A 15377-nucleotide genomic window follows, 5' to 3' on the forward strand; every position below is an offset into this window, starting at 1 on the left:
CCCAAAGTGCTCATCCGCCCTTTATCAAATGAGTCGAGCCATGTTCAAAGCCCTGCTGATTGCCAACCGCGGCGAAATCGCCATCCGTATCGCCCGCGCCGCCGCCGAGTTGGACATCCGCAGCGTGTCGGTCTACGCCGAAGACGACGCGACCTCACTGCACACTCGCAAAACCGACGCGGCGGTTGCGCTGCGCGGTCGCGGGGTCGGCGCTTACCTGGACATGGATCAGCTGATCGCCGCCGCCCTGGCCCAGGGTTGCGACGCGATTCATCCGGGCTATGGCTTTCTCGCCGAAAACGCCGAGTTCGCCCGCCGCTGCCAAGCCGTGGGGCTCTGCTTCGTCGGCCCGACGGCCGCCGTGCTGGAGCAGTTCGGCGACAAGACCCAAGCCCGCGCCCTGGCCCTGCGTTGCGGCGTGCCGCTGGCGGCCGGAACCAACCAACCGACCAGCCTGGCCGAAGCCCAGGCTTTCTTCAGTGACCTCGGCGCCGGCGGCGCGATGATGATCAAGGCGCTGGCCGGTGGCGGCGGGCGCGGCATGCGCGCGGTGTACAACGCCGAAAACGTGGCCGAGGCCTATGCGCGCTGCCAGTCGGAGGCCACCGCGGCTTTCGGTAATGGCGACCTGTATGTCGAACGACTGATCCGCAACGCCCGGCATATCGAAGTGCAGGTGATCGGCGATGGCCACGAGGTCAGCCACCTGTGGGAGCGCGACTGCACCCTGCAACGGCGCAACCAGAAGCTGGTGGAAATCGCCCCCAGCCCGAACCTGCCGGCGGTGCTGCGCGAGGCCATCCTCCAGGCCGCGCTGCACCTGGCCGCGGCCGTTGACTATCAGACGCTGGGCACTTTCGAGTTTCTCGTCGATGAGGACAACGGCGACTTCGTCTTTATGGAAGCCAACCCACGCCTGCAGGTCGAGCACACGGTGACCGAGGCGGTGACTGGAGTTGATCTGGTACAGGCGCAATTGCGCGTCGCCGGCGGCGCCAGCCTGGCCCAGCTGGGATTGCAGCAAGCGCAAATCCCCGCCCCGCGCGGCTTTGCCGTACAACTGCGGATCAACCTGGAAAGCATGGCCGCCGATGGCAGCGTGCAACCGGCCGCCGGCGTGCTCAGCGCCTACGAACCGCCCAGCGGCGCGGGGATTCGGGTCGATGGCTGTGGCTATGCCGGCTATAGCGCCAGCAGCAGCTATGACTCGCTGCTGGCCAAGCTGATCGTCCACGCCGCCAGCGACTTCCCCGGCGTGCTGCGACGGGCCTATCGCGCGCTGTGTGAATTCCGATTGGAAGGGGTGGCGAGCAATATCCACTTCCTGCAAAACCTGCTGCGCCAACCGCAGGTCGCCAGCAACAGCGTCACCACGCGCTTTGTTGAAGAACAGATCGACCTGCTGCTGGCGCCGCAAACGCAAGCCCATCCCCACCTGTTCTTCCCGCAAGCCGCGGCGCCGACAGAGAAAACCCGACAAGCTATGGATGCTCCTGTCGGCTGCCTGGCCCTGGAGGCGCCGACTGCCGGTGTAGTGGTCAGCCTCGACGTGCAGCCAGGGGATAGCGTGGCCGTCGGCCAAAGCATCGCCGTGCTGGAGGCGATGAAGATGGAGTTGGTGGTCAAGGCCCAGCACAGCGGCATCGTCCGCGCGCTGGTAGCCAAGCCCGGCGATAGCCTGTTCGAAGGCCAGCCGCTGCTGTTTATCGAGCCGGCCGAAGTCGGCCACTACGCGGTCGAGCACGAGGAAAGCAGCGACCTCGACTACCTCCGCGCCGACCTTGCCGAAGTGCTCGAACGCCACGCCCTCACCCGCGACGAACGCCGCCCGGACGCGGTGGCGAAACGGCGCAAGACCGGCCAGCGCACCACCCGGGAAAACCTCGATGACCTGCTGGATGACGGCAGCTTTATCGAATACGGCGCCCTGGCCATCGCCGCCCGCCGCCGCCGCAATTCGCTGGCAGAACTGATCCAGCAGAGCCCGGCCGATGGCTTGGTTAGCGGTATCGGCACGGTCAACGCCGCGCAGTTCGGCGCCGAGCACGCGCGCTGCATGGCCATTGCCTACGACTACACGGTGTTCGCCGGCACCCAGGGCGTGATGAACCACAAGAAGACCGACCGTATGCTGCAACTGGCCGAGCAGTGGCGTCTGCCGCTGGTGCTATTTGCCGAGGGCGGCGGCGGCCGGCCCGGCGATAGCGATTTTGTCGGCGTGGCCGGGCTGGATTGCCACACCTTCGTCGGCATGGCCAAGCTGTCCGGCCTGGTGCCACTGGTGGGCGTGGTCTCCGGCCGCTGCTTCGCCGGCAACGCCGCACTGCTTGGCTGCTGCGACGTGATCATCGCCACCGAGAACGCCAGCATCGGCATGGCCGGCCCGGCGATGATCGAAGGCGGCGGCCTCGGCAGCTTCACCCCGGAACAGGTCGGCCCGGTTGCCGTGCAGGGCCCCAATGGGGTGATCGATGTGCTGGTGGCGGACGAAGCCGCCGCCGTGCGCGTGGCGAAGCAGTACCTCGCTTATTTCCAAGGGCCGCTGGCCGAGTGGCAGTGCGCCGACCAACGCGAGCTGCGCCAGTTGATCCCGGAAAACCGTCTGCGCGTCTATGACATCCGCCAGGTGATCGAAACCCTGGCCGACAGCGGCTCGGTGCTGGAACTACGCCGGCAATTCGCGCCGGGGTTGATCACCGCGCTGATCCGCATCGAGGGCAAGCCGTTCGGCCTCTTGGCGAATAACCCGGCGCATCTGGGCGGTGCCATAGACGCTATGGCCGGCGATAAGGCCGCGCGTTTCATGCAGCTGTGCGATGCCTTCGATTTACCGCTGCTGTCGTTGTGCGACACCCCCGGCTTCATGGTCGGCCCAGAGGCGGAAAAACAGGCCACGGTGCGGCACGTGTCGCGCATGTTCGTCGCCGCGGCGAGCTTGAGCGTGCCGTTCTTCACCGTGGTACTGCGCAAGGGCTACGGCCTCGGCGCCCAGGCGATGGCTGCCGGCAGCTTCCACTCGCCGCTGTTCACCATCGCCTGGCCGAGCGGCGAATTCGGCGCCATGGGGCTGGAAGGCGCAGTGCGCCTGGGTTTTGCCAAAGAGCTGGCGGCGCTCGAGGATCTCAGCGAGCGACAACAGCTGTTCGACAAGCTGGTCGCCAAGGCTTACCAGAGCGGTAAGGGCATCAACATGGCCAGCTTCCTCGAAATCGACGCGGTGATCGACCCGCAGGACACCCGCAGCTGGCTGCTGCGTGGCCTCAACGCTGCGCCGCGTCCGGCCAGGCGCGAAGGCAAGAAGCGGGCGTTTGTCGATACTTGGTGAACCGCCAGGCGCGGTGCTCAGGATGGCGGCAAAAGCACCGCCGCATCAGGGCCGCGGGCAACCTCGAATCATGGAGCGACGGTCAACTTGGGTAGCTTGCGGCGATTCGGGTAAACTGCCGCATCTTTTATACCTATAACGATCTGCCTGATGCCCACGACGTTTCACGAGATTCCCCGCGAACGCCCCGTAACGCCCCTGCTCGACAGCGTAGAGACGCCAGCCGGGCTGCGCCGGCTGGGCGAGGCGGAGCTGGAGACGCTCGCCGACGAACTGCGCCAAGAGCTGCTCTACACGGTCGGGCAGACCGGCGGGCATTTCGGTGCCGGCCTCGGCGTGGTCGAGCTGACCATCGCCCTGCACTACGTCTTCGATACCCCGGAAGATCGTCTGGTGTGGGATGTCGGCCATCAGGCCTACCCGCACAAGATCCTCACCGGCCGCCGCCAGCAGATGACCACCCTGCGCCAGAAGGACGGCATCGCCGCCTTCCCCCGGCGCAGCGAGAGCGAGTACGACACCTTCGGCGTCGGCCACTCCAGCACCTCGATCAGCGCCGCCTTAGGCATGGCCATCGCCGCGCAGCTGCAAGGCAGCAAGCGCAAATCGGTGGCCGTCATCGGTGACGGCGCGCTGACCGCGGGCATGGCCTTCGAGGCGCTGAACCATGCCTCGGACGTCAAAGCCAACATGCTGGTGGTGCTCAACGACAACGACATGTCGATCTCGCACAACGTCGGCGGCCTGTCGAATTACCTGGCGAAAATCCTCTCCAGCCGCACCTATGCGAGCATGCGCGAGGGCAGCAAGAAAGTGCTGTCGCGCCTGCCCGGCGCCTGGGAAATCGCCCGCAAGACCGAAGAGCACGCCAAAGGCATGCTGGTGCCCGGCACCCTGTTCGAGGAGCTGGGCTGGAACTACATCGGCCCGATCGACGGCCACGACCTGCCGACCCTGATCACCACGCTGCGCAATATGCGCGACCTGGAAGGCCCGCAGTTCCTCCATGTGATCACCAAGAAGGGCAAAGGCTTCGCCCCGGCCGAGCTGGACCCGATCGGCTATCACGCGATCACCAAGCTGGAGCCGATCAACGCCCCGGCCAGCGCCCCCCTCTCTATTCCCAAGCAGGCCGCCGGGCCGAAATACTCCAGCGTGTTCGGCCAGTGGCTGTGCGACATGGCCGAGACGGACCCGCGCCTGACCGGCATCACCCCGGCGATGAAGGAAGGCTCGGATCTGGTGGCCTTCAGCGAGCGCTTCCCGCAGCGCTACTTCGACGTCGCCATTGCCGAGCAACACGCCGTCACCCTCGCCGCCGGCATGGCCTGCGAAGGCGCAAAACCGGTGGTGGCGATCTATTCGACCTTCCTCCAGCGTGGCTATGACCAACTGATTCACGATGTGGCGGTGCAGCACCTCGACGTGCTGTTCGCCATCGACCGCGCCGGTCTGGTCGGTGAAGACGGCCCGACCCACGCCGGCAGCTTCGACCTCTCCTACCTGCGCTGCATCCCCGGCATTTTGCTGATGACCCCGAGCGACGAGAACGAACTGCGCAAGATGCTCAGCACCGGTTATCTGTTTCAAGGCCCGGCGGCGGTGCGTTACCCGCGCGGCAGTGGCCCGAATGCCGTGATCGAGCCGGGACTCGAACCACTGGAAATCGGCAAGGGCCTGGTTCGTCGCCAAGGCCAGAAAGTCGCCTTGCTGGTGTTCGGCGTACAGTTGGCCGAGGCCCTGGTAGTCGGCGCGAACCTGGATGCAACCGTGGTCGACATGCGTTTCGTCAAACCACTGGACGAGGCGCTGGTTCGCCAATTGGCGGCCAGCCACGACCTGCTGGTGACCATCGAAGAGAACTCGGTGATGGGCGGTGCCGGTGCGGCCGTCAGCGAATTCCTCGCCCGTGAGAACCTGCTGCAGCCGATCCTGCACCTGGGTCTGCCCGACTATTACGTCGAGCACGCCAAACCGGCGGCCATGCTCGCCGAGTGCGGCCTGGATGCCGCCGGCATCGAAGCGTCCGTGCGCGCACGCCTGGCGCTGCTGGCCTAGGGGGCGCGAGCTAGTAGTTGGCAGAGCTTCTCGGTCGCCCCGAGCATCTGCAAACTGGGGCGCTCCAGGCCCTTATCCGGAATCGCCCAGACTTGCCGGCGTTGCACTGCCGTCAGTTGCGGCCAGGCTTGCCAGGCGGCAGCCAAACCCGGCGAGCTGAGCAGAATCACCTGCGGATCACGCGCCAGCACCGCCTCGACGCTGACCTGCGGCGCCGGCAGGGGCAAATCGGCGAACAGGTTCTCGGCGCCGCAGACCCGCAGCGCATCGCCGATGATCTGCCGGTTACCTATGGTATAGAGCGGCGTGTCCCAGATCTGATAGAACACCCGCAGCGGCACTGCGCGCCGATAACGCCGGCGCAGCTCGCTCAGGCGCGCCTGGAAGTCGGCCGCCAACTGCTCGGCGCGCTGGGCACGATCGAGGCGGCGGCCGAGCTCGAGCACTTGCTGGCCGAGCGCCTCCAGGCTGTGCGGTTCGGCTTCATACAACGCAATGCCGAAGCGCTTTAGCTGCTCACGCTGGCTGGCGCTGATGCTGCCTGGCCAGAGCAGCACCAGATCGGGCTTAAGCGCCAGCAGGCTTTCCAATTCCAGCTGGCCATAACGCCCGACCGAAGGCAGATGCGCCAGCGCGGCCGGACGCTCACCGCCATCCAGCACGCCGACCAACAGGCCAGCGGCATCCAGCTCCAGCATGATTTCACTGAGGGACGGCGCCAGGCTGACCACCCGCTCGAACGCCGCCGCCGGCCAAGCCAGCGCCAGCAGCAGACAGACGAGTAGTGGGCGCATCAGCCGAGTTGGCGGGGAATGCGGTAGAGGTACAACAGCACCAGACTGGACAACGCCAGCAGGATCAGCGGGATCGCCTCCAGCCCGGCGAACACCGCGAGCGCCGCGATCCAGGCCGGCAGCCCGGCGCCGAGAAACGCCAGGCGCCGCCGATTCGCCAGTTCCCGCCAGGCATCCGGCTCGGCTGGCGTATCGAGGGCCTTCTCGGTGGCGATCAGCGCGCGCTTGTAGGCGCCGAACAGCGGCAGGCTGACGAACATCGAGGCCAACCCGGCAATGAACAACGGCATCGCCAACACCGAGACCGCCTGGTCGGCACCGAACAACAGGTTGAGAAGCAACAGCGGCGCCAGGGTCAGAGCCAGCTGCCGCCACCAGACCAGAGCCAGACGCCGCCGCACCGCATTGCGGGTCACAGACTGTCCTCGGCCTCGCCTTGGTGCTGGTTGCCCAGCAGATGGCCGAGCTTGCCGGCCTTGGTCGCGAGGTAGTGCTTGTTGTGCGGGTTGTGCTCGATCTGCAGCGGCATACGTTCGGCGACCGGAATGCCCATGTCGGCCAACGCCTTCAGTTTGCGCGGATTATTGGTCATCAACTTTAGCGAGCCGATCCCCAAGTGCTTGAGCATCGGCAGGCAAATGCCGTAGTCGCGCTGATCCGCACCGAACCCCAGACGCTCGTTGGCCTCGACGGTATCGGCGCCGCCATCCTGCAACTCATAGGCGCGGATCTTGTTCAGCAAGCCAATCCCGCGGCCTTCCTGCCGCAGGTAGAGCAGCACACCGCGGCCTTCCTTGGCGATGGCGCGCAGCGCGGCCTCCAGCTGAAAGCCGCAATCGCAGCGCAGGCTGAACAAGGCATCACCGGTCAGGCACTCGGAGTGCAGACGACCGAGTACCGGCGCACCATCCGCCACATCGCCCAGGGTGAGCGCCACATGTTCTCGCCCGGTGGCCTCCTCGCGAAAGCCATGCATGGTGAACACTGCGAAAGGGGTGGGCAGCTGGGAGGCGGCGACGAAGACGACAGGCACCGAATGCTCCTGTAGATAAGAGGGCGGAAAATTCGCAAGGGCGGCATTGTAACAGCAGCATCCGCCAGCGAGTCAGCCTGAATTGCTGGCCATAAAGATCAAAGGCTTTGATCTTTAGATCCGCGCTTGTGGTTTTTAGCTCAGAGCTTGGACTCCAGCACCAGCACGCCCTGCTCCTCGCGCCAGCCGACGCGATTGAGGAAGCTCATGCCGAGCAGCGCCTCGGTCGGCGCAGCGCCTTCCAGCACGACCGCTTCCACCCCGAGCACTTCCAGGCCGCCGACCTTGACCCGCTTGAGCGTGATGCGCCAGGCCTTAGCCGTGCCGCTGGCGGTGCTGACCATCATCGGCTGGCCCTCCACCCGATAATCGATCCCCAGGCGCTTGGCCTGGGCATCGTTCAGCGCGACGGAGGTGGCGCCGGTATCGACGAGAAACTGCACCGGATGACCATCGACCGCGCCGGCAATCCAATAATGCCCACCGACGCCCTTGGCGATGCTCAGCTGCGTCTTAGTCGGCGCGGCAAAGCCTTCGCTGTATTCGCGGCTGAGGCTATAGGCGCGCTCCACGCCATCCACCCGCAATACCGCACCGTGGCTGTCGGCGCTGACCACCAGCACTCCGCCCGGGCCGGTCTGGCCGACTTTCACCAGCTTGCGCAGGCCATCGACATTCAGCACGGCGGCTCCTGGGAACAGGCCGACCACCCGCACCTGAGTAGCAGCCCAGAGGCTCCCAGCAGTCGCCAGCAATACAGCGGCACAGAGCAGATTCAGGCTACGCATCGGGTTCCTCTCGATCCTTAGAAGGGCTAGGGTTGCCGCCAACGGGCGTACAGCCGACGCCGATTAGCGGTGTTTACCAACTGGGCCAGGCGCCGAGCAAACAGCTCTTGAGCGCCGAGCATAGCCAGAAGTCACGCATAAGCCGTTCCCTCAGGCCACGCCCCAGATCACAAACTGCATCGTCAGCCAGGCGAAGACCCCGGCCAGCACGTCATCCAGCATGATGCCGACGCCGCCATGCACATGCCGGTCGATCCAGTGGATCGGCCAGGGCTTGATGATGTCGAAAAAGCGAAACACCAGGAAGCCTAGCAGCAGCCACTGCCAGCCTTCCGGCACCAGCCAGAGGGTGATCCACATGCCGACCATTTCGTCCCAGACGATACCTTCGTGGTCATGCACGCGCAGGTCATCGGCGACCTTGCCGCACAGCCAGAAGCCGAACAGCATGGTTGCCCCGAGCATCAGCCAATAGCCCCAATCCGGCAGCAGTTGCCACAGCGGAATGAATGGCAGCGCCACCAACGAACCCCAGGTCCCCGGCGCTTTCGGCAAGGTGCCGGAGCCGAAGCCAAAGGCGAGGAAATGCCAGGGGTTGCGCCATACCGAAGGCGGCGCCTTGCTGATTGAATCAGTCACCGCCGCTCCCAAAATGTTGATAGCCGCGCGCCGGCGGGGTGATGGCCTGACCGGCCGTATCCACTAATTGCACGCCCTGCCCCACGTCGACCCGGCCAATCACCTGGATCGGCCAGCCGTCCGCCTGCAATGCCGACAGGTGTTCCGCCGGCAAGGTGAAGGCCAGTACGTAGTCATCACCGCCACTGAGCGCACACTGCCAAGCCGCCGCCTCATCGAGCAACGCCCGCACGGCCGAGGACAATGGCAGCTGGTCCCGCTCGACCCGCAACGCGACGCCGGAGGCCGCGGCGATATGCCCGCAGTCCGCCAGCAGGCCGTCGGAAATATCCAGCGCCGCCGAGGCCTTACCGCGCAAGGCCAGCCCCAGGCCCAGCTGCGGCTGCGGTGACCAATAGCGCGCCAGCAACGGCGCGGCGATCTCCGCCGCCGCCTGCTGCCGACCGAGCACCAGCGGCAAAGCCGCCGCGCCATCGCCCAGCGGCCCGCCGACACAGAGCAATTCACCCGGCTGAGCGCCCTTGCGCGTCAGCGCCTGACCGGCCGGCACCCGGCCGAACACGGTGAGGGTCAAACTCAGCGGGCCGCGGGTCGTATCGCCACCCAGCAGCGTCAGGCCGCAGCCTTGCGCCATATGATCGAGACCGCGAGCAAAACCCTCCAGCCAAACGGGTTCGGCGTGCGGCAAGGTCAAGGCCAGGGTGAAGCCGATAGGCGTGGCGCCCATCGCCGCCAGATCACTGGCCGCTACCGCCAACGCGCGCTGGCCCAATAAGAAAGGATCGCAAGGATCAGGGAAATGCACCCCGGCAACCAGGGTGTCGGTGGAAATCGCCAGCTGTTCGCCCGCCGGCACGGCCAACAAGGCACAGTCATCGCCAATGCCCTGCACCACGCCTTCGCCGGCCTGCGCACAGGGCGCCGCGGCGAAGTAGTGGCGGATCAGCTCGAATTCACCCACGCGGCAGGCTGCACACGAGTTAGCGCTTGTTGCTGCGGACTTCAGCTTCGCGCAGGCGCGGCGCCAACTTGTCCAGCACGCCATTGACGAACTTGTGTCCGTCGGTAGCGCCGAAGACCTTGGCCAGCTCGATGCCTTCGTTGATCACCACGCGGTACGGCACATCTACGCGCTTGAGCAGCTCGAAGGTCGACAGGCGCAGAATCGCCAGTTCAACCGGATCGAGCTCTTCCAGCGGACGATCCAGGCAAGGCGCGAAGGCCTCGTCGATCTCGGTCTTATGCGCCGGTACGCCGTGGAGGATCTCCCGGAAGTACGCACCATCCACCGCGGTAAAATCGTTGTCGACGCGAAATTGCGCCTCGATTTCGTTGATCGCCTGACCGGCTAGCTGCCACTGATACAACGCCTGCATGGCCAGGCTGCGAGCCAGTCGGCGCGCCGCGATCTTGCCGGTGGGCGCGTTCGGGCCTTTTTCGGCGGGCGGGTTGAAGGTGTCGTCTTCGTCGTTAATCACTTGGCCTCCAACTGCGCCAGCAGGCTGACCATTTCCAAAGCGGAGAGTGCGGCTTCGGCGCCTTTGTTGCCGGCCTTGGTGCCGGAACGTTCGATGGCTTGTTCGATGGAGTCGACGGTCAAGACGCCGAAGGCCACCGGCACACCGAACTCCATGGACACCTGAGCCAGGCCCTTGGTGCATTCCCCGGCGACGTATTCGAAGTGCGGCGTGCCGCCACGAATGACCGCGCCCAAGGCGATGATCGCGTCATATTCGCTGCGCTGGGCGACTTTCTGGGCGACCAGTGGAATCTCGAAGGCACCCGGCGCGCGGATGATGGTGATGTCGCTTGCGCTCACACCATGACGAACCAGCGCGTCAACGGCGCCGCTCACCAGGCTTTCAACCACGAAGCTGTTGAAGCGGCCGACCACCAGGGCGTAGCGGCCTTTGGGGGCGATGAAAGTACCTTCGATGGTCTTCAGGGTCATGGGCGTTCTCGTCTTAAAAGAGCAAATCTATTAAAGAGCCAGGGCGCGGATCGGCGCCCTGTCGGGGCTGAGCTTGGCGAGAAAGACCCTCACGATCTCTCTCAAAGCCACACCTCTTGGTGTAGCCGTAGCGCAGCCTTTATTCAGAGGGCAGATATTCTACAACTTCCAGGTCGAAACCGGATATCGCGTTGAACTTCATCGGCGAGCTCAGCAGGCGCATCTTGCGCACGCCGAGGTCGCGCAGAATCTGCGAGCCGGCACCGACAGTGCTGTAGGTGGTCGGATTGGTAATCTTCGGTTCGCTACCCAACTGGCGCTCCAGGTGCGCCAACAAGTCCGGGCCGGTCAGCGGATTACCCAACAGCAGCACCACACCGCTACCGGCTTCCGCCACCTTGGCCATGGCCGCACGCAGGCTCCAACGGCCCGGCTGCTTGACCATAAACAGGTCGCGCAGCGGCTCCATGTTGTGCACGCGCACCAGGGTCGGCTCTTCCGGGCAGATCTTGCCCAGGGTCAGCGCCATGTGCACGGCGTCTTCCACCGAGTCACGGTAGGTGACCAGGTTGAAGTGGCCCAGCTCGCTGTCCAGCGGCTGCTCGGCGATGCGCTCGACCGTGCGCTCGTGGATCAGGCGGTAGTGAATCAGGTCGGCGATGGTGCCGATCTTGATCCCGTGCTCGGCGGCGAACGCCTCGAGCTCGGCACGCCGGGACATGGTGCCGTCGTCGTTCATGATTTCGCAGATCACCCCGGACGGCTCGAAACCGCCCATCCGCGCCAGGTCACAGGCCGCCTCGGTATGCCCGGCACGCGCCAGCACGCCACCGGGCTGGGCCATCAGCGGGAAGATATGCCCGGGGCTGACGATGTCTTCGGCTTTCGCGCCGGGTGCCGCCGCCGCCTGCACGGTGCGCGCCCGGTCGGCGGCTGAGATGCCGGTGGTGACCCCTTGCGCCGCCTCGATCGAGACGGTGAACTTGGTGCCGAAACCGGAGCCATTGCGCGGCGCCATCAGCGGCAGCTTGAGCAGCTCGCAGCGCTCGCGGCTCATCGGCATGCAGATCAGGCCGCGGGCATGCTTGGCCATGAAGTTGATGTGCTCGGCTCGCACACACTCGGAGGCGATGATCAGGTCGCCTTCGTTCTCGCGATCCTCGTCATCCATGAGGATGACCATCTTGCTCTGACGGATGTCTTCAAGCAGTTCTTCGATGCTATTGAGAGCCATGGGGCGTCCCTTCAATTCAGTGTTTGAGGTAGCCGTGTTCGGCCAGAAAGCTTTCGGTCAGGCCCGAGGCCTTGGGTTCGGCAGCCTTGTCGCCCAGCAACAAGCGCTCCAGATAACGCGCCAGCAAATCCACTTCGAGGTTGACCTGCCGCCCCGGCCGGTAGTCGGCCATGATGGTCTCGCCTAGGGTGTGCGGCACTATGCACAGCTCGAACTCGGCGCCATTCACCGCGTTCACCGTCAGGCTGGTGCCGTCGACGGTGATCGAGCCCTTGAGGGCAATGTACTTGGCCAGTTCACGCGGGGCACGAATGCGAAACTGCACGGCGCGGGCCTTATCCTCGCGAGACAGCACTTCACCGACGCCATCGACATGGCCACTGACCAGATGACCGCCCAGGCGGCTGCTCGGGGTCAGGGCTTTTTCCAGGTTGACCTTGCTGCCAGCCTTGAGGTCGATAAACGCGCTGCAGGCCAGGGTTTCGCGACTGACGTCGGCCCAGAAGCCATCGCCCGGCAGCTCCACCGCGGTCAGGCACACGCCGTTCACCGCGATGCTGTCACCCAGCTTGACGTCGGCCAGATCCAGCTTGCCGGTCTCGACATAGACGCGCACATCGCCGCCTTTCGGGCTGAGCGCGCGGATGGTGCCGAGGGCTTCGATAATGCCGGTAAACATAAGATCCTCCACGAGCACTTAACCCACGCCGGGCGCGGGCCGGGAATTATACGCTGCCTGCCGCTGTCGGCACGGCAATGATCCGCCAGTCGTCGCCGACCGCACGCATCTCGATGATTTTCAACGGCGTCGCCTCGGCCATCCGCGCCAAGGGCAGATCGAGCAAGGGGCGCGCACTGGAGCCGAGAAACTTGGCCGCGACGAACAACTGATACTCATCCACCAGCCCTTGCCGGGCAAACGCCCCAGCCAAGCGCGGACCGGCTTCCACCAGCACTTCGTTGACCCCGCGCGCAGCCAGCTCGGTGAGCAACTTGCGCAGATCGACATGCCCATCGCTGCCCGGGATTGCCAGCAACTCGTGGCCTTCCTCGAGGAAGCGCTCCCGCGCCGCGGCCGCCGCACAGGTCGCCACCAAGGCCGCACCGGCCTGATAAAACGGTGCCGTCAGCGGCACGCGCAGGCGCCCGTCGACCAGCACCCGCAGCGGCGGGCGGGTCATGGCCAGCGCGGTCAATTCCGCATTCAGACCCAGTTCATCCGGGCGCACGGTCAAGCGCGCCGCATCGGTTAATACCGTATCGGCACCGGTCAGCACCACGCTGGCGCGGGCGCGCAGGCGCTGCACCGCGGCACGCGCGGCGGGCCCGGTAATCCACTGGCTTTCACCGTTGGCCATGGCGGTGCGCCCGTCCAGGCTCATCGCCAGCTTCACCCGCACGAACGGCAGGCCGTGCTCCATCCGCTTGATAAAACCGGCATTCAGCGCCCGCGCTTCGCTTTCCAGCACGCCGCTCTGCACCGCGATGCCGGCCTGCATCAGCCGCAGCAGGCCACGCCCGGCGACCTCCGGATTGGGGTCCTGCATGGCCGCCACCACCCGCGTAACACCGGCCTCCACCAGGGCAGCGGCACAGGGTGGCGTACGCCCGTGATGGCTGCAGGGTTCCAGGGTGACGTAGGCGGTGGCGCCACGGGCTCTAGCACCCGCCTGGCGCAAGGCATGCACTTCCGCATGTGGCTCGCCGGCGCGGGCATGCCAGCCTTCGCCGACGATCTGCCCGTCGAGCACTATCACGCAGCCGACCCGCGGATTCGGATGGGTGGAATACAGGCCCTTGCGGGCCAGTTCGAGGGCGCGGGCCATAAATTGCGGGTCGAGAACGGCCGGATCGGGAGGGCTCATCACTCTTTCGACGGCTCGCGGGACAGCCGGTCGATTTCCTCGCGGAACTCGTTGAGATCCTGAAAGCGCCGATACACCGAGGCGAAGCGGATATAGGCGACTTCATCGAGCTTCTGCAGCTCGCCCATCACCAGCTCACCCAGCACCAGCGACTTGATCTCGCGCTCGCCGGCGGCGCGCAGCTTGTGCTTGATATGGGCGATCGCCGCTTCCAGGCGCTCGATACTGACCGGGCGCTTCTCCAGCGCGCGCTGCATGCCGGCGCGCAACTTGTCTTCGTCGAAGGGCTGGCGGCTGCCGTCCTGCTTGATCAGGCGCGGCATCACCAGCTCGGCGGTTTCGAAGGTGGTGAAGCGCTCTTCGCAGGCCAGGCATTCGCGCCGACGGCGCACTTGCTCGCCCTCGGCGACCAAACGCGAGTCAATAACCTTGGTGTCATTGGCGCCGCAGAAGGGACAGTGCATAGATAGCAGGCAGCAGAAAAAAGGAGGCCCATGGTAGCGCATCCCACTGGCAAGACAAGCCACGTGCTTTGCGGTATATAGGCGCCCGCACCTTAAATTGCTCTTGTCGTAACGGAACCGCCCCATGCTGCTGCGCCCGCTTGCTCTGCTCATCGCCCTTGGCCTGCTCGCCGCCTGCACGAGTAAAGCGCCCGCGCCGCTGCCAGCACCCGCCAAGGCAGCCGCCACGGCGACACCGCTGCCGGCCCACCTGCGCGAACTGAGCGGCAGCCTGCTCGATGTACCGGCCGGCGGCGATGTGGAACTGGCACTGCTGGTGATCGATGAGCGCAACCGCCCACAGCGCCTGCTCGGCAATATCACGCTGAGCGGTAACGGCGCGACGCTGCGCTTCAGCCTGCGCTTCAACCCCGAGTCTTTTCCGCCCGGCGCGCGCGTCGAATTGCGCGGCAGAGTCAGCCGCTCGGCACAACTGATCTTGCGCCTGCCGCCGCTACGCATTCAGTCCGCGACCAGCCAGGCGCTCGGCGAACTGCGCTTCGAGAGCGCACCATGAAGGCGCCCAGCACGCTGCAAGCGGCCCTCGGCGAACTGCTCGGCGATGCCCAGCTAGTCGCCGAAACCTTGCCCGGCACCACCCTGAAACTCTGGCTGATCGACGCCGCCAATATGGATCGTGCCTTCAGCCCCGAGGAAACCCGACGCATCCTCGAAGAGCCGCCGTACTGGTGTTTCTGCTGGGCCAGCGGCCTGGTGCTGGCGCGCTGGCTGGCCGAACGCCCGGAGTGGGTGCGCGGCAAACGCGTGCTGGATTTCGGCGCGGGCTCCGGCGTCGCGGCGATTGCCGCGGCCAAGGCCGGCGCCGCCGAAGTAGTGGCCTGCGATCTGGACCCGCTGGCCATCGCGGCCTGTCGGGCGAATGCCGAACTGAACGGCGTGGAGTTGAGCTACTCGCTGGATTTCTTTGCCGAGGCCGACCGCTTCGACCTGATTCTGGTCGCCGACGTGCTCTACGACCGCGCCAATCTGCCGCTGCTGGATCAGTTCCTCACGCGCGGCAAGCACGCGCTGGTGGCCGACTCGCGAGTGCGCGACTTTCAGCACCCGCGGTATCGGCGCCTGGATATAGTCGAAGCCTGCACCTGGCCGGACCTGGCAAGAGCCCGCCGAATTCCGCCAGGTCAGCCTGTATCACGCTTCGCGCGACTGAAGCGCTGGCTTTCGCG

General features: G+C 65.7%; 15 protein-coding genes and 1 pseudogene. 4 read left to right on the top strand and 12 right to left on the bottom strand.

Annotated features, from left to right (window positions below; genetic code table 11):
* Nucleotides 1–40 precede the first annotated feature (40 nt).
* Both FFS12_RS17070 and dxs read left to right on the top strand, forming a co-directional pair.
* Nucleotides 41–3325 (top strand): carboxyl transferase domain-containing protein, encoded by a 3285-nt coding sequence (locus tag FFS12_RS17070; RefSeq protein WP_372239477.1) that lies wholly within the window; start codon nucleotides 41–43, stop codon nucleotides 3323–3325.
* A gap of 150 nt (nucleotides 3326–3475) precedes the next feature.
* A complete protein-coding gene (gene dxs / locus FFS12_RS17075; protein WP_137888584.1) occupies nucleotides 3476–5383 on the top strand; it encodes a 1-deoxy-D-xylulose-5-phosphate synthase in 1908 nt (635 codons plus the stop codon).
* Here dxs and FFS12_RS17080 read toward each other — a convergent pair.
* From FFS12_RS17080 to nrdR, 12 genes are all read right to left on the bottom strand, one after another.
* A complete protein-coding gene (locus tag FFS12_RS17080) occupies nucleotides 5380–6177 on the bottom strand; it encodes a cobalamin-binding protein (protein WP_137888586.1) in 798 nt (265 codons plus the stop codon). The two genes, dxs and FFS12_RS17080, sit on opposite strands and share 4 nt — an antisense overlap.
* On the bottom strand, nucleotides 6177–6593 hold the full coding sequence (locus FFS12_RS17085) for an MFS transporter (protein ID WP_137820086.1): 417 nt from the start codon (nucleotides 6591–6593) through the stop codon (nucleotides 6177–6179). The genes FFS12_RS17080 and FFS12_RS17085 overlap by 1 nt, the downstream gene beginning before the upstream one ends.
* On the bottom strand, nucleotides 6590–7210 hold the full coding sequence (gene ribA / locus FFS12_RS17090; RefSeq protein WP_137820085.1) for a GTP cyclohydrolase II: 621 nt from the start codon (nucleotides 7208–7210) through the stop codon (nucleotides 6590–6592). The genes FFS12_RS17085 and ribA overlap by 4 nt, the downstream gene beginning before the upstream one ends.
* A 140-nt stretch (nucleotides 7211–7350) precedes the next feature.
* Nucleotides 7351–7998 carry a TIGR02281 family clan AA aspartic protease gene (locus FFS12_RS17095; protein ID WP_137888588.1) on the bottom strand — a complete coding sequence of 216 codons (648 nt, stop codon included), beginning with the start codon at nucleotides 7996–7998 and terminating at the stop codon, nucleotides 7351–7353.
* Nucleotides 7999–8148: 150 nt separating this feature from the next.
* Complete coding sequence (locus FFS12_RS17100) at nucleotides 8149–8637, bottom strand: phosphatidylglycerophosphatase A (protein ID WP_256657406.1); 489 nt, start codon at nucleotides 8635–8637, stop codon at nucleotides 8149–8151.
* On the bottom strand, nucleotides 8630–9598 hold the full coding sequence (gene thiL / locus FFS12_RS17105) for a thiamine-phosphate kinase (protein WP_137888592.1): 969 nt from the start codon (nucleotides 9596–9598) through the stop codon (nucleotides 8630–8632). The genes FFS12_RS17100 and thiL overlap by 8 nt, the downstream gene beginning before the upstream one ends.
* Before the next feature lie 19 nt (nucleotides 9599–9617).
* Nucleotides 9618–10115, bottom strand: a complete 498-nt coding sequence (gene nusB / locus FFS12_RS17110) for a transcription antitermination factor NusB (protein ID WP_137888594.1) — start codon at nucleotides 10113–10115, stop codon at nucleotides 9618–9620.
* The gene (gene ribE / locus FFS12_RS17115; RefSeq protein WP_137888596.1) at nucleotides 10112–10588 is read right to left on the bottom strand and encodes a 6,7-dimethyl-8-ribityllumazine synthase; all 477 of its coding nucleotides are present in this window, start codon (nucleotides 10586–10588) and stop codon (nucleotides 10112–10114) included. Before ribE ends, nusB begins: the two co-directional genes overlap by 4 nt.
* 139 nt (nucleotides 10589–10727) lie before the next feature.
* Nucleotides 10728–11822, bottom strand: coding sequence for a bifunctional 3,4-dihydroxy-2-butanone-4-phosphate synthase/GTP cyclohydrolase II (gene ribBA, locus FFS12_RS17120; RefSeq protein ID WP_137888598.1), 1095 nt, complete (start codon nucleotides 11820–11822; stop codon nucleotides 10728–10730).
* 16 nt (nucleotides 11823–11838) lie between these two features.
* Nucleotides 11839–12501 (bottom strand): riboflavin synthase, encoded by a 663-nt coding sequence (locus FFS12_RS17125; protein WP_137888600.1) that lies wholly within the window; start codon nucleotides 12499–12501, stop codon nucleotides 11839–11841.
* Between the two features lie 46 nt (nucleotides 12502–12547).
* A complete protein-coding gene (gene ribD, locus FFS12_RS17130; protein ID WP_137888602.1) occupies nucleotides 12548–13687 on the bottom strand; it encodes a bifunctional diaminohydroxyphosphoribosylaminopyrimidine deaminase/5-amino-6-(5-phosphoribosylamino)uracil reductase RibD in 1140 nt (379 codons plus the stop codon).
* On the bottom strand, nucleotides 13687–14151 hold the full coding sequence (gene nrdR / locus FFS12_RS17135) for a transcriptional regulator NrdR (RefSeq protein ID WP_137820077.1): 465 nt from the start codon (nucleotides 14149–14151) through the stop codon (nucleotides 13687–13689). Before nrdR ends, ribD begins: the two co-directional genes overlap by 1 nt.
* A 124-nt stretch (nucleotides 14152–14275) precedes the next feature.
* Between nrdR and FFS12_RS17140 the strand changes: the two genes are divergently transcribed.
* Both FFS12_RS17140 and FFS12_RS17145 read left to right on the top strand, forming a co-directional pair.
* Complete coding sequence (locus tag FFS12_RS17140) at nucleotides 14276–14707, top strand: hypothetical protein (RefSeq protein WP_137820076.1); 432 nt, start codon at nucleotides 14276–14278, stop codon at nucleotides 14705–14707.
* A pseudogene (locus FFS12_RS17145) lies at nucleotides 14704–15361 on the top strand (methyltransferase). Before FFS12_RS17140 ends, FFS12_RS17145 begins: the two are co-directional and overlap by 4 nt.
* Nucleotides 15362–15377: the final 16 nt, after the last annotated feature.

It is taken from the genome of Pseudomonas sp. 2FE (genome assembly GCF_005503735.1).
Taxonomy (GTDB): domain Bacteria; phylum Pseudomonadota; class Gammaproteobacteria; order Pseudomonadales; family Pseudomonadaceae; genus Aquipseudomonas.